This is a genomic window from Methylobacterium sp. P1-11 (assembly GCF_008329595.1).
Taxonomy (GTDB): domain Bacteria; phylum Pseudomonadota; class Alphaproteobacteria; order Rhizobiales; family Beijerinckiaceae; genus Methylobacterium.
In genome coordinates, this window is the sequence record NZ_NPKS01000030.1 from 38984 (window position 1) to 60719 (window position 21736).

Sequence of the window (21736 nt, forward strand, 5' to 3'; positions counted from 1 at the left end):
CTCGAACGGGACAGGGTTATCGAGCGTGTCGATCTCAGACAAGACCGACGACATCCGGCCGAACCGCAAGCGCGGCGAGACGGACTTGCCGCCGGCGCTCCGCCGCGGGCGCGAACACCGGATCGTGCGCTGGATCGGTGCCGCCAACCACAAAGCACCGAAACATGCAGGAGAGCCCGCGGAGGAACCTGCATCCGCGGCTCCGGAGACCCGCGTGATCAAGCTGAGCTGGGCCGACACGTTCGGCCGTCCGGGCCGCACTGAACTCGGCCGGTCGGCACCGGGCTCCGCGCAGGTGTTGCCGTTCCAGTCTCGCAAGGGCGAGACCGTGCCGCGATCGGCCCTGCGCCGCGCCGCCGATCAGCCGCCGGTGCCCGTCCTGCGCTGATCGACACGTCCTCCGGGCACGCCGAGGCCGATCGCCTTCGCGAGGGCGGAGCGCTGCGCGGCGTAGCCCGGCGCGGTCATCGGGTAATCGTCTGGCAGGCCGTAGCGCTCGCGGTATCGGTCCGGCGTGAGCCCGTGGGCGGTGAGGTGGCGCTTCAGGGTCTTGTAGGTCCGGCCGTCGATGAAGCTGACGATCCCGTCCTCCTGGACCGATTTGCGGATCTGGGCCGGTGTCGGCCGCTCCACGGCCGGCTCGGCGGCAGCCACCGGCTGCCCATCGAGGGTGGCCAGGGCTCCGTGCACGCTCGCCATCAGCTCGGGCAGCGCCGTCGGCGGAACGGAATTGTTCGAGACATAGGCGGCGACGATCTCGCCGACCAGCGTAACCAACCTGAGGCCGTTCTCGGGATTCTTTTCGGGCACAGCGTGAGTCCACACAAAGCTTTCGACAACGATGCCTGCGGTTCCAAAGCAAAAACCGCGTATGTGTCAAGACGGTCTTGACAGCTGGTCGATCATCCAAAGCGCTTTTCGGTGCGGAAGGGCCAGATCGCCGTCGCGAAAGGCTTCGTCACCTGCACAAAGGTGCCGATTCGATGTCGGTTACAGGACTCGAAAGCAAGCGCGGCGGGAAATACCGCGCGGCGTCACCCGATCCCGAGGGCGCGGATCAGCGTGAGACTGAGGGCGATCAGGACCGCGAGGGAGGCGGTGACCGCGAGGGTGACCCGGCCGCCGACCCGGGCGAGGACCCGGACATCGACCCCGAGGCCGAGGGCGGCCATGGACAGGACCGTGAGCACGCCGGCGAGCTGGGTCAGCGGCTTCACCGCCTGATCCGGGACGAGGCCCAGGGAGCGGAGGGTGGCCAGCGCCAGGAAGCCGAGGATGAACCAGGGCACCAGCTTGGTGAGCCCCGGACGGGCGGGTGCCGTCGGCGCTCCCGCCGCCTGCGGAAGCCGAGGGGCGATCAGCGAGAACACCACCACGACGGGGCCGAGCATCAGCACGCGCACCAGCTTGACCAGGGTGCCGACCTGGGTCGACAGCAAACTCACCGGCACGGTCGCGGCCAGCACCTGCGGCACCGCGTAGACTGTGAGCCCCGCCAGAACCCCGTACTGGTTGTCGCTCAACCCGGCGACGGGCACGAACAGCGGCAGCCCGAGCACCATCAGCACACCGAGCACGGCGGTGAACGCGATGGCGGCGGCAATGTCCTTCGCCTCCGCGCCGATCACCGGCGCCACCGCCGCGATCGCCGAGTTGCCGCAGATCGCGTTGCCGCAGGCCACGAGGATCGCCATCCGGGCCGGAAGCCCGAGCGCCCGGCAGATCGCCACGCTGGCGGTGATGCCGAGCACCACAGTCCCGACGATGCCGGCCAGCAGCGCCGGGCCGGAGGCGAGGATCGCCCCGAGGCTGAGGGAGGCGCCGAGCAGCACGACGGCGACTTCGAGGAGCTGCTTGGCCGAGAAGGCGACGCCGGTGCGGAACCGCGCGGGAGGTGTCCAGGCGGTCCGCACCGCGATGCCGATCAGGATCGCCAGGACCAGGGCCTCGATATAGGGGTGGCCGGCGACCCGCTCCTCCAACGCCTGAGCGGCCATCGCGACGGCGGTGATCACCGCGCACAGGCCGATTCCGGGCAGGACCGAGGCGGCCGTCTCCGATCGGCCGCCCCGCTCGGGGCGCAGCGGCGTCGGGGCCGTCTTGGAAGAGGCTTCAAGGCTCACAGGATTGGGCTCCGAAGGTCGGCGACGGAGCCTATAGGAAGAAAACGGTTGCCGCATCCGAACGAAAGAGAAGATGATTCTCTATTCGAGCGTTAGACGAGAAGAGACGTCTCCGCTCGCATCGGGTTGCGGCGGCCCGGCCTGCGCACCAAGGGCTGGCGGATTGCGCCGCTCCGGCGTGGACGAGGGCGGGTGGGTGCGCAGCCCGCCTACCGACCCTCAGGCCTGCATGCCCCAGCGCTGGACGGTGCGCCGCTCGACCGTCTGGAAGATCACGTTCTCGACGACGAGACCGATCAGGATGACGGTGAGCAGCCCGGCGAACACGTTCGGGATGTCGAGCATGTTCTTGTTCTCAAAGATGAACCAGCCGAGTCCTCCCGCCCCGGACGACACGCCGAAGACCAGCTCGGCGGCGATCAGGGTGCGCCACGCGAAGGCCCAGCCGACCTTCAGGCCGGTGAGGATCGCGGGAAAGGCCGCCGGGATCAGGATCTTGCCGATCAGCCGCGGTCCCGACAGCCCATAATTGCGCCCGACCATCTTCAGCGTCCGGCTCACCGACAGGAAGCCCGAATGGGTGTTCAGCGCGATCGCCCAGGTCACCGAGTGGACGAGGACGAAGATCAGGCTGCCGTTGCCCAGGCCGAACCAGATCAGCGCCAGGGGCAGCAGCGCGATCGCCGGCAGCGGGTTGAACATCGACGTCAGCGTCTCGAGCAGGTCGGTCCCGATCCGCGACGCGATTGCGACGCCGGTGAGCACGGTCGCCAGGGCGACGCCGGCGGCGTAGCCCATGAGAAGCACCTTCAGCGAACTCCAGGCCCGGGCCGGCAACGTGCCGTCGGCGATGCCCCGGAAGAAGGCCTCCACCGTCGCCGAGAAAGTCGGGAACAGCAGGTCGTTGTCGAGGTAGCGCCCGTAAGCCTCCCAGATTCCGGCCAGGAGGACGAGGATCACGATCTTGCGCAGCCAAGCCTGGTTGTAGAGCCGCTCAGGGATCGACAGCGGCTTCTCCACCACGGCGGCGCCGTGGGCGTGGCCGGTTTCGCGCACGATCTCGGGGCGGCTGGCCTGCCCATGCGACAGGCGCAGCGCGGTGCCGGACAGCGGGGCGCCAGTCAGGGCTTGCGCGCTAGACATTCTCCGCCTCCTGGATCTCTTCCGAGAACAGCATGTGCTGGATCCGGCCCTCGAGTTGCAGCGCGGCCTCCGGGGATTCGGCACTGTTGAGCTCGGCCTTCACCTCGCCGGGATGGGGCGAGAGCAGCAGGATGCGCGAGCCGACCTTGATCGCCTCGGGGATCGAGTGGGTGACGAACAGCACGGTGAAGCGCGTGCCCTCCCACAGCATCAACAACTCGTCCTGCATGCGCCGCCGGGTGAGCGCGTCCAGCGCCGCGAAGGGCTCGTCCATCAGCAGGATGTCGGGCTCCATCGCCATGCCGCGGGCGATGGCGACGCGCTGCTTCATGCCACCCGACAGGGTGTGGGGATAGCTGTCGGCGAATTTCGTCAGGTTGACCTTGTCGATGTAGAGGTTCGCCCGCTCCAGGGCCTCGCGGCCCTTGAGCCGGCCCGAGGCCTCGAGGGCGAAGACCACGTTCTGCCGGACGGTCTTCCACGGCAGGAGCTGGTCGAATTCCTGGAACACCATCATCCGGTCGGGGCCGGGCTCGGTGACCGGGCGGCCTTTCAGGCGGATCTCGCCCTCGGTCGGCGCCATGTAGCCGCCCACCGCCTTGAGCAGGGTCGACTTCCCGCAGCCGGACGGCCCGAGCAGGACGAAGCGGTCCCCGGGCCAGACCCGGAAGCTCACCCGGTAGGTGGCCGTGACGAGGTGCTCGGGCGTCTTGTAGCGGAGCGTGACGCCGTCGACCTCCAGCAGAGGCTGACCCGTGTCCATCCATCCTCCCTGGCGCCGCGGCTTGGGCCGCGTTTCGCTGAGCGCCGGAGATGGTCCGGCCCTCACGGGAAAGTGTATCGGTCAGTCGAAGAGGCTGTAAAGCTCGATATTTTGTATGCGATAGGATTACAGTCCTGGTGGACCAGTCCCGGCGGGTTCAGGCCGGGTGCCACCAGGCCCCGCGCAGCACCACGCCTTCGGCGGTGATCCGCTGGGCGCCCGTCATGTGCTCGCCGCGCGTGTCGACGTAGTCGAAGGCGCCGTCTCGGACCGCCAGCACGGTGGCGTCGCCGAGCGCCCCGACCTTCAGGGTCCCATACTCCATCCGCTTCAGCGCCACGGCGGCGTTCACCGTTGAGGCGGCGATGACCTCGTTGAGGCTCATGCCGAGGCAGAGCATCTTCGACATGGTGGTGACCTGGTCGAAGGCCGGCCCCTCGATGCAGAGCTGGTGCACGTCCGACGAGATCGTGTCGGGCAGGAAGCCCCCCGCCAGCATGGCCCGCGCGGTTCTGAAGGCGAACGAGCCCTTGCCGTGGCCGATGTCGAAGATCACGCCCCGAGCCCGCGCCTCGCGGAGCGCCGGCTTTACGGCGCCCTGCGCGGTCACTGGGGAATTGGGGAACGGCCGGAACGCGTGAGTCAGCACGTCGCCGGGCCTCAGCATGGCCAGCACCTGCTCGTAGCTCGGCGGCGGCTCGTCGATATGGGCCATCAGCGGCAGGCCGGTCTCTTCCGCCACCTGCAGGGCGATGTCGAGGGGCGCGGTGCCCTGGTCGCCCGAGGCATGGCGCCCGACCCGGACCTTGATGCCGACGATCACGTCCCGATTGGCGTCGGCGACCTCGACCGCTTCACGCGGTGCCATCAGCCGCGGATCCTCGCTCTCGCCGACCATGATTGTCTTCGAGAAGCCGAAGATGCCCGCGAAGGACACGTGCAGGTAGGCGAGGATCCGCGCCTGCGACCGCTCGATCACGTGGCTGCGGAAGCCGGCGAAATTGCCGGGGCCGGCGCTGCCGGTATCGACCGAGGTGGTCACCCCGGAGGTCCGGCAGAAATCGTCGGCGTCGATGCCGAGCGAGGTGCCGCCCCAGTAGACGTGGGTGTGCAGGTCGATCAGGCCCGGCGTGACGATGGCGCCGGCCATGTCGCGCACCTGCGTGGCGGGGCCGGCCGGCAGGTCGCGGCCGAAGCCCGAGACCCGGCCGTCCGCGAAGGCGACGTCGCAGATCCCGTCGTGGTTCTGCGACGGGTCGATGACCCGCGCGCCCTTCAGGATGAGGTCGTGCTGCACAGGAGGCTCCCGGTGGGTGTCAGGCCGCCTGGGCCGGCACGGCTGTGTCGTTGAGATGGCACGCGGCGAAGTGGCCGGCGCCTACGGGATCGAGCCCCGGCACCTCGGTCCGGCAGCGGTCGAATGCGTGCGGGCAGCGGGTGTGGAAGCGGCAGCCGGAGGGCGGGTTGATCGGGCTCGGTACGTCGCCCTTGAGCACGATCCGGGTGCGCCCGGCGCCGGGCTCTGGGATCGGCACAGCCGAGAGCAGGGCCTGGGTGTAGGGGTGCTTGGGCGCCAGGAACAGGTCGCGGCGCGGCCCGATCTCGACGATCTTGCCGAGATACATCACCGCGACGCGATGGGTCATGTGCTCGACGATGGCGAGGTCGTGCGAGATGAACAGCATCGCGAGGTCGAGCTCGCGCTGCAGGTCGCGCAGCAGGTTGACGATCTGCGCCTTCACCGAGACGTCGAGGGCCGAGACCGCCTCGTCGCAGATGATCAGGTCCGGCTCGGCGGCGAGCGCCCGGGCGATGCCGATGCGCTGGCGCTGCCCGCCCGAGAACTCGTGCGGAAAGCGCCCGAGCGCCTCGCGGGGCAGGCCGACCCGCTCCATCAGGCTGGCCAGCCGGCTCTCCAGGTCGGCGGCGTTGCGGGCGAGGCCGAAATTGCGGATCGGCTCGGCCAGGATCGCCCGCACCCGCATCCGCGGGTTGAGCGACGAGAACGGGTCCTGGAACACCATCTGGATGTGGCGCCGCAGGGGCCGGAGCGCCCCGGCCGAGAGGTCGTCGATGCGTTTCCCGTCGAGCACCACCTGGCCCGCGGTGGGCGCGTAGAGGCGCATCAGCGCCTTGGCGACGGTGGACTTGCCGCAGCCGGACTCGCCGACGAGCGAGAGGGTCTCGCCCCGGGCCACCGTGAAGGACAGGCCGTCCACCGCCTTGAGCACGCGGGTCGACCGGCCGAACAGGCCGCCGCCGAGGGAGAAATGCTTCTTGAGGTCGTTGACCTCCAGCAGGGTGCGGCCGGCGGGTGCGGGCGTGGCGCTCATGCCGCAAGGGCGTCCTTCGGCGCGTAGTGGCAGGCGGCGAGGTGGCCCGGCGCCTTCGGCTCCAGGGCCGGGGCGTAGGCGCGGCACAGGTCGGTGACGTCCGGGCAGCGCCCGGCGAAGACGCAGCCCTCGATCCGGCCTTTGAGGCTCGGGACCATGCCGGGGATTTCGGCGAGGCGCGCGTCGGCGCCGTGCTCGACGGCGCCGAGCTTCGGCACCGCCCCCATCAGGCCGCGGGTGTAGGGGTGGCGCGGCGACCGGAACAGGTCGCGGACCGGCGCCTCCTCGACCTTGCGACCGGCATACATCACCACCACCCGGTCGGCGACCTCGGCCACCACGCCGAGATCGTGGGTGATCAGCATGATGGCGGCGCCGACCCGGGCCTTCAGGTCGCGCATCAGGTCGAGGATCTGGGCCTGGATGGTCACGTCGAGGGCGGTGGTCGGCTCGTCGGCGATCAGGAGCTTCGGCGAGCAGGCGAGCGCGATGGCGATCATCACCCGCTGGCGCATGCCGCCGGAGAGCTGGTGCGGGTATTCCCGCACCCGGCGCCGCGGCTCGGGGATGCCCACCAGCGTCAGCATCTCCACGGCCCGCTCCTCGGCCTCGCGCCGGCCAAGGCCCTGGTGCAGCCGCAGGGTCTCGCCGATCTGGCGGCCCACCGTCAGCACCGGGTTCAGGCTGGTCATCGGCTCCTGGAAGATCACGCTGATGTCGTTGCCGCGGATCTTGCGCATGGTGCTGTTGGGCAGGTCGAGGAGGTTCCTGCCCTCGAACTTGATGGCGCCGGCGATGCGGGCCGGAGGCTCGGGCAGGAGCCGCAGGATCGACATCGAGGTCACCGACTTGCCGCAGCCGGATTCGCCGACGATCGCCAGGGTCTCGCCCGACTGGATCGCGAAGGAGACCCCGTCCACTGCCCGGTTCACCCCGTCGGGGGTGCGGAAATGGACCTGCAGGTTCTCGATCGACAGGAGGGGGATGCCGCTCACGCCTGTGCTCATCACACGTCTTTCGCCATGCGGGGGTCGAGGGCGTCGCGCAGGCCGTCGCCGACGAGGTTCACGGCGAGCACCGTCATCGAGAGGAAGATGGCCGGGAACAGGATGATGTAGAACTTCACCTGCCAGAGCGCCCTTCCCTCGGCCATGATATTGCCCCAGGACGGCGTCGACGGCGGCACGCCCGCGCCGATGAACGACAGGATCGCCTCGGTGATCATCGCTGAGGCGCAGATATAGGTCGCCTGCACGGTCATGGGTGCCAGCGTGTTGGGCAGGATGTGGCGCCAGATGATCGCCGGCATCCGCGTGCCCGTGGTCACCGCCGCCTCGACGTAGGGCTGCTCGCGCAGCGACAGCACCACGCCGCGCACGAGGCGGGCGACGCGCGGAATCTCCGCGATGGTGATCGCTACGATCACGTTCTGGACCGAGCCGCGGGTGAGCGCCATGAGCGCCACCGCGAGCAGGATCGGCGGGATCGACATCATGCCGTCGACGACCCGCATGACGATCCCGTCGAGCCAGCGCACCATGCCGGAGACGAGACCGACCGCGAGCCCCGCGATCGAGGCGAGGAACGCCACCGAGAAGCCGACCAGCAGGGAGACCCGGGCGCCGTAGACCACCCGCGAGTACACGTCGCGGCCGAGCATGTCGGTGCCGAACCAGTACTGCGCGGACGGCACCCGGGTGCGCTTGGCCGGCGCCAGGGCGGTCGGATCGACGGTGCCGAGCCAGGGCGCCAGCACTGCCATCAGGAACACGATGAGGAGCAGCAGCCCGCCGACCACGATGGTCGGGTTGCGACGCATGTAGGTCCAGACCCGGCCCCGGCGCTTGCGCACCGGGATGACGTCCGGCAGCGGCGCCGCGACGGCGAGACCCGGGGGCGGCGCCTTCGGGGACGCCTCTGCGGACGGGAGGCCCGTGGGCCGGGCGCTGTCGGGGTAGGGCGCGGCGGTCGCGGTCAATAGCGGATCCTCGGGTCGAGCAAGGTGTAGGACAGGTCGATGGCGAGGTTCACGAGCACGTAGACGAAGCTGAACAGCAGCACGACGCCCTGGATGACGGGGTAATCGCGCCGGAGGATCGCATCGACCGTGAGACGGCCGAGACCGGGGATCGCGAAGACCGTCTCGGTCACGACGGCGCCGCCGATCAGCAGGGCGATGCCGATGCCGATGACCGTGACGATCGGCACCGCGGCGTTCTTCAGCGCGTGGATGAATAGGACCGGCCCCTGCGACAGCCCCTTGGCCCGGGCGGTGCGTACGTAATCCTGCTGCAGCACGTCGAGCATGGTCGCCCGGGTGACCCGGGCGATCAGCGCGATGTAGACGAGGCCCAGCGTCACGGCCGGCAGGATCAGGTTCGACAGCCAGGGCCAGAACCCCTGCTCGATCGGCGTGTAGCCCTGCACGGGCAGCCAGCCGAGTTCGAGGGCGAACACGTAGGCCAGCACGTAGCCGACCACGAAGACCGGCACCGAGAAGCCCATCACGGCGAGGCCCATCACGAGGCGGTCGATCAGGCTGCCGGCCTTCCAGGCGGCGACGACGCCGAGCGGCACCGCCACCACGATGGCGAAGACCAGGGTGACGAGCATCAGCGACACGGTGGGCTGCACCCGCTGGCCGATCATGGTGGTGACCGGCAGGTTGGTGAAGATCGAGGTGCCGAGATCCCCGTGCAGGATCTGCCAGGACCATTCCCAGAACCGCACCAGGAACGGCCGGTCGAGGCCGAGCGTCGCGCGGATCCGCGCCACGTCGTCGGGCGTCGCCTGATCGCCCGCGATGATCGCCGCCGGATCGCCGGGGGCGAAGTAGAGGAGGCTGAAGACGAACAGCCCGACCACCGCCATGACCGGGATGGTGGCGAGGATGCGCCTGCCGATATAGCCGAGCATGGGTCCTCGCTATCGTGCCGGCTTGCAGAGCCCCGAACCGTCATCGGCTGAGGCGCGGGTTCCCTCTCCCGTTCGGGAGAGGGACAGGGTGAGGGTCGAGAATGTGCCGGAGGGGTCGCACCCCTCATCCCAGCCCTCTCCCGAACGGGAAAGGGGACGCGTCGCGCCGTCGGCCTTGGTCAAATCGTGACCCATCACGCCTTCGACACGCCCCAGGTGAACGGGATCGGCCCCTTCACGATGCCGGAGACGTTCTTCCGCCACGCCTGGTAGCCGAGGAAGAACCCGGTCGGGACGTAGACCACGCCCTCGCAGGCGGCGGCGTTGACCTTGTCGATGGCAGCCTTCTCGGCGGCCGGGTCGGCGGCGTCGAACCACTCGGCGATGGCGGTCTCCACCGGCGGGATGTTGGGCCAGCCGAACCACGCCTTGTCGCCACTCGCCCGCACCGCCGGATAGCCCGCCGGGTTGATGCAGTCGGCGCCCGCGTGCCAGGTGTGGAACATGTTCCAGCCCCCCTGGCTCGGTGGCGCCTTGGAAGCCCGGCGGGTGCCGGTGGTGCCCCAGTCGGTGGCGACGAAGTCGACGTTGAAGCCCATCTGCTTCAGCAGGTCGGCGGTGATGTCGCCTTGCGCCTTGGTGATCCCCTGGTCCTGCGCCACGATGCAGACCACCGGCTCGCCCTTGTAGCCGGCTTCCTTGAGCAGCTTCTGGCCGAGCTTGATGTCGCCCTTGCCGACATTGTCGCCGCCCGCCTCGCTGTAGAGGGGCGTTCCCGGCGTGAAGAAGCCTGGCAGCTTCTTCCACAGGCTGTCGTCGTCGCCGACGATCGCCCGCATGTAATCCTCCTGGCTCATCGCGGTCATGACCGCCTGGCGGATCTTCGGGTTGTCGAAAGGCGGATGCAGGTGGTTCATCCGGAACGACCCGACATTGCCCAGCGGGTCGGCGATATCGACGTTGAGATTGCTGTTCTTGCGGAGCAGCGGGACGAGGTCGGAGATCGGGTTCTCCCACCAGTCGACCTCGCCGTTCTGCAAGGCCGCCGAGGCGGTAGCCGGGTCCGGCATGATGACCCACTCGACTCGGTCGACCAGCATGCGCTTGCCGCCGGCGAGCCAGGAATTCGGCTCGTCGCGGGGCTTGTAGTCGGTGAAGGTCTCGAACACCGCCCGGGCGCCCGGCACCCACTCGTTGCGGACGAACTTCATCGGGCCCGAGCCGACATACTCCGTGATTTGCGTGAACGGGTCGGTCTTGGCGATCCGCTCCGGCATCATCAGGGCCATCGGGGCATTGGTCTTGCCGAGCGCGTAGAGGAGCTTCGGGAACGGCTTCTTCAGGCGCCACTGAACGGTCTTGTCGTCGGTCGCCGTGAGGTCGTCCTGGATGCCTCGGATCATCAGGCCGATCGGGTCCCGAGCCATCCAGCGGGTGAGGCTCGCAACCACGTCCTTGGCGAGAACCGGCTCGCCGTCGTGCCACTTGAGGCCGGGCCGCAGCCGGAAGGTCCAGGTCAGCTTGTCGCCCGAGACCTCCTCGGACTCGACCATCTGGCGCTGCGGCTTCAGCTGCGCGTCGACGCCGTAGAGCATGTCCCAGACGAGGGTGCCGGCGTTGCGGACCACGTATTGGGTCCCCCAGATCGGATCGAAATTGGCGAGGTTCGCCTGCGGCACGAAGCGCAGCACCTTGGCGCCCTGCGCCAAGGCTGGGCGCGCGATCTGCGGTGCGGCCAGCCCGAGTGCAGCCGAGCCCTTGAGGAAGGTCCTGCGGTCCATCGTCTTCTCCCTGGCGGTGCGGGTCTCAGCCCCGAAGCGCCGGCCCACACCTTGCGGGCGAGTTTGAACGGTTCTGATGCAGGGGCGCAATGCCCCGACGTGACAATGGGGCCCGGGCAAGCGGCCGCACGGCCGCCGGTATCGGGGCGGCGTCAGCTTGGATGAGGGCGGTATTTGCGCGGATCGAACTCACGGGGCGCGTCTCGCAAACCCCGCGCCAGCTTGGCCGTCACTGCGTTATGTATTCAGGATCGCCGAGGGATTTTTCCTGTGCGCCGCCACAGGGCCCGGCGGGTGCGGGCTCGGTGTCGCGAACCCGCGTCATCCCGGCACCGCGCTGCCGGGCCCGCGATCCGAACGCGCCGAGGCCCGAAGATCCTGCTCCGACGGCCGCTTTGGTTTCCCGGCTCGCCTGCGGCGCTCCCGGGAATGACGGCGCGGAGCGAGATCTCGCCCGACCGAACGTCTCAGCCCACCTGCCGCAGGTGGCCGCCCCGCGCGCCCGGCACCGCCTGCATGGCGCGGATGAAGGCAGCGATGCGGGGCGCGATCACCGCCCGGTAGCGCGAGCCGTTGAACACGCCGTAATGGCCGACGCCGGCCTGAAGGTGGTAGGCCTTGCGCCCGTCGGGCAGGTTCGGCGTCAGGTCGAGAGCCGCCTTGGTCTGGCCGACGCCGGAGATGTCGTCGTTCTCGCCCTCGACCGCGAGGATCGCGCAGCGGCGGAGGGCGCCGAGATCGACCGGAACGTCCCGGTGGCGCATCCGGCCCGTCGGCAGGGCGTGGTCGACGAACACGGTCTGCACGGTCTGGAGGTAGTACTCGGCCGTCAGGTCCATCACGGCGAGGTACTCGTCGTAGAACTCGCGGTGCTTCTCGGCCGAATCGCCGTCGCCCGTCACCAGATGGTCGAACATGTCCGAATGGGCGGTGACGTGGCGGTCGAGATTCATCGCCATGAAGCCCGACAGCTGCAGGAAGCCCGGATAGACCCGGCGCCACGCGCCCGGGTAAATCGGCGGCACGAGGCTGATCGTGTTGCGCTCGAACCAGGCTTGGCCGCGCTCCTGCGCGAGGCAGTTCACCGCGGTTGGTGAGCACCGGGTGTCGATCGGGCCGCCCATCAGGGTCATGGAGGTCGGCACCGCAGGCTCGTCGGCCGCCTCCATCAGCGCCACCGCGGCGAAGACAGGCACCGCCGGCTGGCACACCGCCATGACGTGCAGATCGGGCCCGAGCACGGCGAAGATCTCCTGCAGGTAGTCGATGTAGTCGTCGAGATCGAACTGACCCGCGAAGAGCGGCACCATCCGGGCATCGGTCCAGTCGGTGATGAACACCCGGTGGTTCGGCAGCATCGCCTCCACGGTGCCGCGCAGCAGCGTGGCGTAGTGCCCCGACATCGGTGCGACGATCAGCAGCTTGGGCTGCGGCTCCGCGGGCGGCGTCGGAAAGGCGCGGTCGAAGGCGATCAGGCGGCAGAACGGCCGCTCCCAGACCACCCGTTCGGTGACCGGAACCGGATTGCCGTCCACGACGGTCTCGGTGAAGCCGAAGGCGGGCTTGCCGTATTGACGGGTGACGCGCTCGAACATCTCGCAGCCGGCGCTGACGGCGCGGGCATAGGGACCGTAGGCCAGGGGATTGCCCGGCATCTGCAGCCCGTAGCGGGTGAGGTCGGCGGCAACGCGGGCGGGCGCCATCAGGGCGCGGGCGCCCTCGTACATCGAATAGGCCAGCAGCATCGTCACCTCGCGGTCTCGGTCAGGCCGCGGGCATCGAACCGCGCGGCTCCTACCTCCTGCAACCCGAATCGGTAGGATAATGCTCCACCCTGAACGTCGGCGGAACATCCCCGAGCCGCGGCGACTTGCCTGTGACCACGTTCGCCTGCGACGCCTCGTCCCCATCGGCTTGCCGGAATCCCCGCCTCCGCGTCATGCGGTGGGGACCCGAAAGAAGCCGGGCCGGCCGGACCCGCCCGACGACGCACCGAAACAGCTGATGCCCGACACCGATCTCAGCGGCCTCGGTCGCGACGCCCGACACCTGCGGCTCGACACCTTCGTGCGCCTGCGCTGGCTCGCCATCACCGGCCAGAGCGCCGCCGTGGTCGGCGCGCAGTTCGGCCTCGGCCTGCCCCTGCCCTTCGGCTGGTGCTTCCTGGTCATCGCCACCTCGTCCTGGCTGAACCTGGCCCTGCGGATCCGCTTCCCGGCGAGCTACCGGCTCAGCGACGATTCCGCCGCCCTGCTGCTCGCCTTCGACATCGTCCAGCTCGCGGCCCTCCTGTTCCTCACGGGCGGGCTGCAGAACCCGTTCTCGCTGCTGTTCCTCGCCCCCGTGTTGATCTCCGCCACCGCCCTGCCGCCCGAGCGGACACTGGCGCTGGGCCTCCTGGCGGTGGGCCTCGCGACCCTGCTCGCCCTGGTGCACCGGCCCCTGCCCTGGTTCGCGGACGGGCGGATCGAGCTGCCGTTCCTGTACGTCTCCGGCGTCTGGACCGCGATCCTGCTCGGCACCGCCTTCACGGGCGTCTACGCGTGGCGGGTGGCGGAGGAGACCCGGCTCCTCGCCCAGGCGCTCGCCGCCACCGAGCTGGTCCTCGCCCGTGAGCAGCACCTGTCGCAGCTCGACGGGCTCGCGGCCGCGGCTGCCCATGAATTGGGCACACCGCTGGGCACGATCATGGTGGTGACCAAGGAGCTGATCCGCCAGCTCGGTCCCACGGCCTCCCCGGCGGTGGCGGAGGATCTGAATCTCCTGCGCGAGCAGGTCGACCGCTGCCGCGGCATCCTCGGCAAATTGACCTCCCTCGACGGGGACGGCGCCGGGGCCGGCTTCCTGGAGACGGTGACGTTCAGCCACCTCGTCGAGGAGCTGGTGGCGCCCCAGCGGGCCCTGGGCGCAGCCCTCGACGTGACCAGCAGGGGCGACGGGCCGGAGCCGGCCTGCCGCCGGAATCCCGGCGTGATGTTCGGGCTCGCCAACATCCTCGACAACGCCGTGGATTTCGCCGAGGCCCGCGTCTCCGTGGAGGGGCGCTGGACCCCGGACCGGGTCTGGATTGAGATCCGCGACGACGGGCCGGGCTTCTCCAGCGAGGTGCTGCTGCGGGCGGGCGAGCCCTATGTCACGACGCGCAGCCATGACCGGCCGCAATCCGGCGAGACCGTGGGGGCCGGGCTCGGCCTCGGTCTGTTCATCGCCAAGACCCTGATCGAGCGCTCGGGCGCACAGCTCGCCCTGATGAACGTTGCGGCGCCGGACGCCCACGGGGCGATCGTGCGCGTCTCCTGGGCCCGCCACATCTTCGAACGGGGCGCAGCGCCGCGACATTCTCCGGAACTCAGTATCCGCGCACCCCTGCCACCGCGCGATGCCGTACCTATATAAGGCACAGACCAAGAACCCGACGACAAACTTCGAATGGAGTGCTGGATGCTCACGCAGCCCGGGACCTCGGCGGCGACCGACGCTGCCGTGATCAACGATGCCGATCCGCTGGCCGCCTTCTCCGACCGCAGCCTGCTGATCGTCGATGACGACAAGCCCTTCTCGACACGTCTCGCCCGCGCCATGGAAAGCCGCGGCTACCACGTGCAGGTGGCCGACAGCGTCGCGGACGGCGTCTCGGCTGTCGAGGCACGCGCGCCCGCCTTCGCGGTCATCGATATGCGCCTCGGGGACGGCAACGGCCTCGACGTGATCGCCCGCCTCAAGGAGCGCCGCCCCGAGGCCCGCGGCGTGATCCTCACCGGCTACGGCAACATCGCCACCGCAGTCACCGCGGTGAAGCTCGGCGCCTTCGACTACCTCGCCAAGCCCGCCGATGCGGACGAGATCCACGGCACGCTGATGGCGCAGCCGGGTGAGCGGGCGGATCCGCCGGAGAACCCGATGTCAGCCGACCGGGTTCGCTGGGAGCACATCCAGCGCGTCTACGAGCTGTGCAGCCGCAACGTCAGCGAGACGGCCCGGCGCCTCAACATGCATCGACGGACTTTGCAGCGGATCCTCGCCAAGCGCGCGCCGCGCTGAGGACTGGCCGGACCCGGTCGGTTGCATCGCCCCGTCTCTGTAGGCTAGCTGCGCGGGTCTCGGACGGTTCGTCCGGGGCCCGAAATCTTTTCGAGGGCGGATCTCGTGAACGGGCGCAACGCCATCACCATCATCAGCATGATGGTTCTCGTCGGCACCGAAGTGTTCGCCGTGGCCATCGCGGCGGGCTGGGCTCTCGCGGGCATCTTCGATCTCGGCGAGCGGGTCGGGCATGTGCTGATGGGCGTGTTCAGCCTGTTCGCGGTCTGGATCATGCTCCAGCTCTGGCGCCGGGCGACCAGTATCGAGCCGCTGCGCGCTCCGGCTGCGCATCGCTGAACGAGCGCCCCAGGGCAAGATCTTCATTCACGTTGTATCGAACAGCGGAATGATCCCTATGCGTGCGGCGTGTTCGACAGCGCGGCGGCCTTCCTGCTAGAAGCGACCGGCGACGGTCTGTGTGATGATGTCGCAGGTCACACTCCCGTCCCGGACACGCGTGAGACCCGAAGATCCATGAAAGCCCGTATTATCGTCACCCTGAAGACCGGTGTGCTGGACCCGCAGGGCAAGGCGATCGAGGCCGCCCTCAGGTCCCTCAGCATCGAGGGCGTCGACGGCGTCCGGCAGGGCAAGGTCTTCGATATCGAGGTGTCGGCGGTCGACAGCACCGCCGCTGAGGCGACCTTGCGCGCGGCCTGCGAGAAGCTCCTGGCCAACACGGTGGTCGAGAATTACGCGATCGAGATCCTCTGATGCACGCAGCGGTCGTCGTCTTCCCGGGTTCCAACCGTGAGTCGGACGTCGTCCGGGCCCTGCGGCGCTCCGGCGCGCAGGTGAGCCTCGTCTGGCACGCGGACCACGCGCTGCCCGCCGGCACCGACCTCGCCGTTCTGCCCGGCGGCTTCTCGTACGGCGACTACCTGCGCTGCGGCGCCATCGCCGGCCGGGCCGCCGCCATGGACGCGGTCCGGGCCCACGCGGCCCGCGGCGGGCTCGTGCTCGGCATCTGCAACGGCTTCCAGATCCTGTGCGAATCGGGCCTGCTGCCCGGCGTGCTGATGCGCAACATCGACCGGCGTTTCATCTGCCACCGGCAGACGCTCCGGGTCGAGCGCACCGACACGCGCTTCACCAGCGCCTACACCCAAGGCCAGGTGATCGACGTCTGCGTCGCCCACGGGGAAGGCAATTACTTCGCCGATCCCGAGACCCTGGCGCGGATCGAGGGCGAGGGCCGGGTCGCCTTCCGCTACTGCGACGCGACCGGCGCCGTCACCGTGGAGGCGAACCGCAACGGCTCCCTCAACGCCATCGCGGGCGTCCTGTCGGAGACCGGGAACGTCCTCGGGATGATGCCGCACCCGGAGAACTTCGTCGAGGACCTGATCGGCGGGACCGACGGGCGCGGCCTGTTCGACAGTCTGGCGGCCTGACTTCGTCGCCCCAAGACTTGCCTTAACTCTGCATTAAGGTTTTCGAGGCATAAATAGGCATCCAGTGATCTGGATGTCGAGTTGGACATATTCGTCCGCTCTGTTTTGATGCCTCCCTGATGACTCTTCGAGCCGCTCCTTCCGGGGCGGCTTTTTTCTGTACGCATGCCGAGGCGGAGCACGACGCGCGTCCAAGCCGACGAGCAGGGTCACGCGTTGCAGCAGGCCACACGGATTCGGAACGCGGCGTGGAGACCGCGCCGGTTTCACTTCCCACTGGAGCAGATGGCTCGATCCGCCCCCCGTCCGGGGCGCGGTAGGCGGGCCCGGATCCGGGAGGACGGCGCGGATCACCGATCCGGGGCCTCGACACGGAGATGAATCGTCCGTCGCGCCGCCGCCGCGGATTCGGAACGCCGTCCTCGCATGAGACTCGCGCCCGATCGGGATCCGCAACGCGAAAGCCCAGGCCGGGCGGACCCGACCTGGGCTGAGAGCGAGCTGGGCGCAGGGCGATGCGGGACGGTCCGCCTCAGTACAATCCGCCGGCCTGCGCGGCCCGGTCGGGATCGGGCGCGACCGCCGCGGGGGCGGCCGCCTGGCCGCCGCCGGAGGAGGACGGGGCCGAGTAGGAATCTGGCGGCGCCGTTCCGGGCTTGAATGCCTCCAGGATCGTGCCGGCGCCCTCGCCCGAGCCGGCGCGGGTGCCGCTGGCGAGGTTGACGCGGATCAGCTTGATCCCCGGGGGCACGCGGAACGGCGTCGGCGGCTTGTCCTTCAGGGCCGTCTTCAGGAACTCGAGGGCGATCGGCGCGGCCAGCCCGCCGCCGGTGGCGCGGTCGCCGAGCGACCGGGGCTTGTCGAAGCCGATATAGATGCCGACCGCGAGGTCCGGCGAGAAGCCCACGAACCACGCGTCCTTGGCGTCGTTCGTCGTGCCGGTCTTACCGGCGAGCGGCTTGCCGATCTGCTTCAGGATCGTGGCGGTGCCGCGCTGGACCACGCCCTCCATGATCGAGACCATTTGGTAGGCGGTCAGCGGGTCGAGCACCTGTTCTGAATCGTCCACCAGCTTCGGCTCGTCCTGGCCGGACCACTTCTCGGCATCGCAGCCGATGCATTTGCGGTTGTCGTGCCGGTAGATCGTCTCGCCGATGCGGTCCTGGATCCGGTCGATCAGGGTCGGCCGGATGCGGCGGCCGCCATTGGCCAGCATCGAGTAGGCGGTGACCATGCGCATCACCGTGGTCTCGCCCGCGCCGAGCGACATGGGCAGCACCGGCAGCATGTCGTCGTAGACGCCGAAGCGGCGGGCGTACTCGGCGATGAGCGGCATGCCGACATCCTTGGCGAGGCGCACCGTCATCAGGTTCTTCGAGTGCTCGATGCCGTAGCGCAGGGTATGCGGGCCGCCGGACTTGCCGTCGTAGTTCGATGGCGTCCAGGCCTCTTGGCCGGGACCGGCCTCGATGGTGATGGGCGAGTCCTGCACGATCGAGGCGGGCGTGTAGCCGTTGTCCAGTGCCGCCGAGTAGACGATCGGCTTGAACGAGGAGCCGGGCTGACGCATCGCCTGCGTGGCGCGGTTGAATTCGGATTCGTCGTACGAGAAGCCGCCGACCATCGCGTGCACGCGGCCCGTATTCGGGTCCATGGCCACGATGGCGCCGGAGACCTCGGGCTTCTGGCGCAGGCGGAACTGACCGCGCCCGCCATCCATCGCCTCGACATAGACCATGTCGCCGGGTTGGAGGTTCGCACGGCCGGCCCAGCGCATGCCCTCGGGGGTGATCACGCCGGTCTCGCGGTCCTTCACCACCTGGCCGGAAGCCTCGCGTTTGGGCTGCAGGCCGATCTGCACGCCGCCGCCGCCATTGCCCAGCACCACGGCGAGACGCCAGGGCGCCACGTCGCCGAGGGCCGGAACCTCGGCCGCCGCCATGCCCCAGTCGCGGCCGGTCAGGTCGACCTTGGTGACCGGACCGCGCCAGCCATGAGCCTGATCGTAGCGCACGAGGCCGTCGACCAGAGCCTTGCGGGCCCAAGCCTGCATCTTCGGATCCAGGGTCGCGCGCACCGAGAGGCCGCCCTCGTAGAGCTTCTTCTCGCCGTAGCGCTCGGAGATCTCGCGGCGGACCTCCTCGGTGAAGTAGTTGGCGTTGGCGGCGTTCGGAAAGGCGACGCGCGGGTTGACGCCGAGCGGCATCTTCTTGGCGGAATCCGCCTCTTCCTTCGTGATGTAGTTGTTCTCCGCCATCAGGCGGATGATCTCGTTGCGGCGGTCCAGCGCCGCCTGGGTCTTGCGGTAGGGGTGGTAGTTGTTGGGCCCCTTCGGCAGGGCGGCGAGGTAGGCCGCCTCGTTGATGGTCAGCTCGTGGACCGACTTGCCGAAGTAGTCCAGCGCGGCGGCCGCTACGCCGTGCAGGTTGCGGCCCGGAACGATCGTCCCCAAAAAGATCTCGTTGAGGTAGAGTTCGAGGATCTTGTCCTTCGAGTAGGCCGCCTCGATCCGGAGCGCCAGCAGCGCCTCCTTGATCTTGCGGTCGTAGGTCTGCTCGGAGGAGAGCAGGAAGTTCTTGGCGACCTGCTGGGTGATGGTGGAGGCGCCCTGGCGCTTGCCCGATTTGGCGTTGGTCAGGAAGGCGCGCACGATCCCCTCGGGGTCGATGCCGCCGTGCTTGTAGAAGTTCTTGTCCTCGGCCGACAGGAACGCCGCCACGACGATCTTCGGCATCGCCTGGATCGGCAGGTACAGCCGGCGCTCGCGGGCGTACTCGGCGAGCAGCGAACCGTCCGCCGCGTGGACGCGGGTCATCACCGGCGGCTCGTAATTGGCGAGCGCGGCGTGGTCGGGGAGATCCTGGCTGTACTTCCAGTAGAAGTAACCGCCCGCCGCCGCGCCGATCACGAACAGCACCGCGGCGGCGCTGAACAGGATCCCGAAGAAACGAAGGATCAGACGCATCCGGTGTTCCGCTCGTCGCTGGCCCGGCCGAATGCCGGAATCGGCTCATCCGGCGCGTGCGTCCGCTCTCGATGCGGTCGGCCCCCGGACGGTCCCGTCAGGCCCCCTCGGAATGCCGGTTTCGGCGGCCGTGCGACGGGGCGTCGGACGTCCCGTATCGACACTCTATCTATGGTGAAACTGGGGCGGCGGCTGCCGAGCGGCGTGTCCCGGCCGGGCGGCCGAGCGTGGCGCGGTTGGTGAAGAACAGGTCGATCGCCTTGGCCATGGAGCCGGTGACACCGGCTCGCCACTCCGGCGATTGCAGCATCTCCAGGTCGCGCTTGCTGGAGAGATAGCCGAGTTCCACCAGCACGCTCGGCACGTCGGGGGAGCGCAGCACCACGAAGCGCGCCTCGCGGTGGGGCTTGGCGCTCATCTCCATCACCGGGCCGAGCTGGCCCATCAGCGTGCGGGCGAAGCCCGAGGAGAAGCCGCGGGTCTCGCGCAGGGTCAGCTCCTGCAGGATGTCGGCGATGTCCGGCGGCGCCTCGGCGGAATCCACGCCCGCGGCGGCGTCGGCTCGGTTCTCGCGCTCGGCAAGCTTGGCGGATTCGACGTCGGTGGCCTTCTCGGCATTGGTGTAGATCGTGGCCCCGCGCACCTGGGGCGCCGCCGAGATCGAATCCGCGTGGATCGACACGAACAGGTCGGCCCTGGCCTCGCGGGCGAGGCGGACGCGCTCGGCGAGCGGCACGAACACGTCGCGGTCGCGGGTCATCCGGACCCGGTAGCGGCCACCGGCCTGCAGCTTGTCCACCAGTGCCTGGGCGAAGCCGAACACGATGTCCTTCTCGAACACCCCGCCGACCGCAATGGCACCGGGATCGGTGCCGCCATGGCCGGCATCGACCATGATCAGCGGGCGCTGGTCGGCGGGCTCCGGCGGAACGCTGCGGGCCTGGGCGGGGGCAGGGTCGGCGGCGGCCGCCGCCTTGCGGAAGGCGTCTCGGTCGGCGCGCTGCAGCGGGATCGTGAGCAGTACCGCGCCGTCGCGGGGCCGCGTTGCCGTCTCGATCTTGCCGACGGTGGCGGGAGCGGCGAGGTCGATCACGATGCGGGAGCGCCCGGGCGCGAACAGGCCGTAGCGGAAGGATTGCACGAGGCCGTCGCGACGACTGCCGGTGCCCGATTCGAGCTGGAAGTTGACCTCGGGCAGGTCGATCACCGCCCGGTCGGGCCGCTCCATCACGAAACCACGGGCCTCCACCGCACGGGACAGCGTCAGGATGAGCCGTGTGGTGCCGGCTTGGCTCGCGAGGTCGGCCCCGATCGCCACGGCGGGCTTCTCGCCGTTCTGTGCGGCAAGCGGCGTCCCCGCCAGTGCCGCCAGAAGCGCCACGGCGAGGCGAAGCCATGCGGTACGGATCAGGCGCGCGCAGTTCGGCATCGGTCCGGTGTCGTCTCCCGTGCCCTCCGTTAAGGCATGGAACCGACTTGGTTAACGAGCGGTTGCCGTCGCCGGTTCGATCCGGCCGGCCTTGTGACCGGGATGCGACAAGTCCCGCGCCGCTCCGAGGGGCGGTCTCAGGCGTGCGTGATGACGCGGCTCGCCTGACCGACCACCGTGACCCAGCAGGTCAGAGATGCGTCGGCGGCCCGCTGAACCTCACCGACCTGCAGGCGAATCACGTCGGCCGGGGAGCGGGCGCCCGAGAGCGCCCGCAGGTGCGCGAGGGCGGCCTCGCCCTCGCCGCGCATGTAGCGGGCAATGGTCGAGCCGATCCCGACGACGTCGAGGCGGTCGGGCGTGACGGAGATTCGGTTCGGGGCCGCGGTCGCGGCGAGTCCCGGCCCCGCGGCCGGCACTGGCGGGAGGGCGATATCAATCGCGGCCTCAACTCCGGAGGCCGTCTCGGTGGCGGCCTCAGCCACCGGTTCGGATGGGACTCCCGCCCTGGCGTCGGGCGTATGCCCGGCCACGATCTCGGACGCCGCGTCAGGCGCCGCCTCGGTCATGACCGCTTCGACCGCCTCGACTCCCGCCTGGACGGCTTCGACGGGCCGGTCGGTCGCCGGACCAGGTTGATTCGCCGTGATCGGGGCGTCCCCGGCTTGGATCTCGGGCGAGGCCGGCACGGCCTGCAACGGCTTGGGCGTCCCGGTGGGGCGGCTCCTCGGTCGACGCGGCTTACCCATCGCGCGATCTCCTCCTGTCGGCGTCGGCCCGTCCTGACGGAGCGGCGGCCGGAGGAT

General features: G+C 69.5%; 20 protein-coding genes. 6 read left to right on the plus strand and 14 right to left on the minus strand.

The features are described 5' to 3' along the window. Nucleotides 1-25: 25 nt before the first annotated feature. On the plus strand, nucleotides 26-388 hold the full coding sequence (locus CIW48_RS25020; protein WP_149313174.1) for a hypothetical protein: 363 nt from the start codon (nucleotides 26-28) through the stop codon (nucleotides 386-388). On the opposite strand, the gene CIW48_RS25025 is transcribed toward CIW48_RS25020, so the two are convergent. From CIW48_RS25025 to phaZ, 11 genes are all read right to left on the minus strand, one after another. Beyond that, on the minus strand, nucleotides 361-810 hold the full coding sequence (locus CIW48_RS25025; protein ID WP_091782788.1) for a MucR family transcriptional regulator: 450 nt from the start codon (nucleotides 808-810) through the stop codon (nucleotides 361-363). The two genes, CIW48_RS25020 and CIW48_RS25025, sit on opposite strands and share 28 nt — an antisense overlap. A 224-nt stretch (nucleotides 811-1034) precedes the next feature. After that, complete coding sequence (locus CIW48_RS25030) at nucleotides 1035-2123, minus strand: YeiH family protein (protein WP_149313175.1); 1089 nt, start codon at nucleotides 2121-2123, stop codon at nucleotides 1035-1037. Nucleotides 2124-2342: 219 nt separating this feature from the next. After that, nucleotides 2343-3266 (minus strand): ABC transporter permease, encoded by a 924-nt coding sequence (locus tag CIW48_RS25035; RefSeq protein ID WP_149313176.1) that lies wholly within the window; start codon nucleotides 3264-3266, stop codon nucleotides 2343-2345. Further along, a complete protein-coding gene (locus CIW48_RS25040; protein ID WP_149313177.1) occupies nucleotides 3259-4029 on the minus strand; it encodes an ABC transporter ATP-binding protein in 771 nt (256 codons plus the stop codon). The genes CIW48_RS25035 and CIW48_RS25040 overlap by 8 nt, the downstream gene beginning before the upstream one ends. 157 nt (nucleotides 4030-4186) lie before the next feature. Then, nucleotides 4187-5326, minus strand: a complete 1140-nt coding sequence (locus tag CIW48_RS25045; protein ID WP_149313178.1) for an amidohydrolase/deacetylase family metallohydrolase — start codon at nucleotides 5324-5326, stop codon at nucleotides 4187-4189. 19 nt (nucleotides 5327-5345) lie between these two features. After that, entirely contained in the window at nucleotides 5346-6362 is a 1017-nt protein-coding gene (locus CIW48_RS25050; RefSeq protein WP_149313179.1) for an oligopeptide/dipeptide ABC transporter ATP-binding protein, read from the minus strand. After that, nucleotides 6359-7369, minus strand: a complete 1011-nt coding sequence (locus CIW48_RS25055; protein WP_173009392.1) for an ABC transporter ATP-binding protein — start codon at nucleotides 7367-7369, stop codon at nucleotides 6359-6361. Before CIW48_RS25055 ends, CIW48_RS25050 begins: the two co-directional genes overlap by 4 nt. After that, complete coding sequence (locus CIW48_RS25060) at nucleotides 7369-8232, minus strand: ABC transporter permease (protein WP_173009395.1); 864 nt, start codon at nucleotides 8230-8232, stop codon at nucleotides 7369-7371. The genes CIW48_RS25055 and CIW48_RS25060 overlap by 1 nt, the downstream gene beginning before the upstream one ends. 104 nt (nucleotides 8233-8336) lie before the next feature. Next, nucleotides 8337-9278 (minus strand): ABC transporter permease, encoded by a 942-nt coding sequence (locus tag CIW48_RS25065; protein WP_091782462.1) that lies wholly within the window; start codon nucleotides 9276-9278, stop codon nucleotides 8337-8339. Nucleotides 9279-9472: 194 nt separating this feature from the next. Continuing rightward, on the minus strand, nucleotides 9473-11059 hold the full coding sequence (locus CIW48_RS25070; RefSeq protein ID WP_149313181.1) for an ABC transporter substrate-binding protein: 1587 nt from the start codon (nucleotides 11057-11059) through the stop codon (nucleotides 9473-9475). Between the two features lie 467 nt (nucleotides 11060-11526). Continuing rightward, nucleotides 11527-12804, minus strand: a complete 1278-nt coding sequence (gene phaZ / locus CIW48_RS25075) for a polyhydroxyalkanoate depolymerase (RefSeq protein WP_149313202.1) — start codon at nucleotides 12802-12804, stop codon at nucleotides 11527-11529. A gap of 259 nt (nucleotides 12805-13063) precedes the next feature. On the opposite strand from phaZ, the gene CIW48_RS25080 reads away from it, so the two are divergent. The 5 genes from CIW48_RS25080 to purQ all read left to right on the plus strand — a co-directional run bounded on the left by CIW48_RS25080 (nucleotide 13064) and on the right by purQ (nucleotide 16536). Beyond that, nucleotides 13064-14455: an ActS/PrrB/RegB family redox-sensitive histidine kinase gene (locus tag CIW48_RS25080; protein ID WP_091782477.1), complete on the plus strand. Its 1392-nt coding sequence runs from the start codon at nucleotides 13064-13066 to the stop codon at nucleotides 14453-14455. A gap of 45 nt (nucleotides 14456-14500) precedes the next feature. Then, nucleotides 14501-15100 carry an ActR/PrrA/RegA family redox response regulator transcription factor gene (locus tag CIW48_RS25085; RefSeq protein ID WP_091782791.1) on the plus strand — a complete coding sequence of 200 codons (600 nt, stop codon included), beginning with the start codon at nucleotides 14501-14503 and terminating at the stop codon, nucleotides 15098-15100. Between the two features lie 105 nt (nucleotides 15101-15205). Then, a complete protein-coding gene (locus CIW48_RS25090; protein ID WP_149313182.1) occupies nucleotides 15206-15439 on the plus strand; it encodes a hypothetical protein in 234 nt (77 codons plus the stop codon). A gap of 177 nt (nucleotides 15440-15616) precedes the next feature. Beyond that, nucleotides 15617-15856 carry a phosphoribosylformylglycinamidine synthase subunit PurS gene (purS, locus tag CIW48_RS25095; RefSeq protein ID WP_091782486.1) on the plus strand — a complete coding sequence of 80 codons (240 nt, stop codon included), beginning with the start codon at nucleotides 15617-15619 and terminating at the stop codon, nucleotides 15854-15856. Continuing rightward, nucleotides 15856-16536 (plus strand): phosphoribosylformylglycinamidine synthase subunit PurQ, encoded by a 681-nt coding sequence (gene purQ / locus CIW48_RS25100; RefSeq protein WP_149313183.1) that lies wholly within the window; start codon nucleotides 15856-15858, stop codon nucleotides 16534-16536. Before purS ends, purQ begins: the two co-directional genes overlap by 1 nt. 532 nt (nucleotides 16537-17068) lie before the next feature. Here purQ and CIW48_RS25105 read toward each other — a convergent pair. The 3 genes from CIW48_RS25105 to CIW48_RS25115 form a co-directional block, all read right to left on the minus strand. Continuing rightward, complete coding sequence (locus CIW48_RS25105) at nucleotides 17069-19501, minus strand: penicillin-binding protein 1A (RefSeq protein WP_149313184.1); 2433 nt, start codon at nucleotides 19499-19501, stop codon at nucleotides 17069-17071. A 169-nt stretch (nucleotides 19502-19670) separates the two neighbouring features. After that, on the minus strand, nucleotides 19671-20930 hold the full coding sequence (locus CIW48_RS25110; RefSeq protein ID WP_091782496.1) for an N-acetylmuramoyl-L-alanine amidase: 1260 nt from the start codon (nucleotides 20928-20930) through the stop codon (nucleotides 19671-19673). A 137-nt stretch (nucleotides 20931-21067) separates the two neighbouring features. Next, nucleotides 21068-21679 (minus strand): hypothetical protein, encoded by a 612-nt coding sequence (locus CIW48_RS25115; RefSeq protein WP_149313185.1) that lies wholly within the window; start codon nucleotides 21677-21679, stop codon nucleotides 21068-21070. Nucleotides 21680-21736 lie beyond the last annotated feature (57 nt).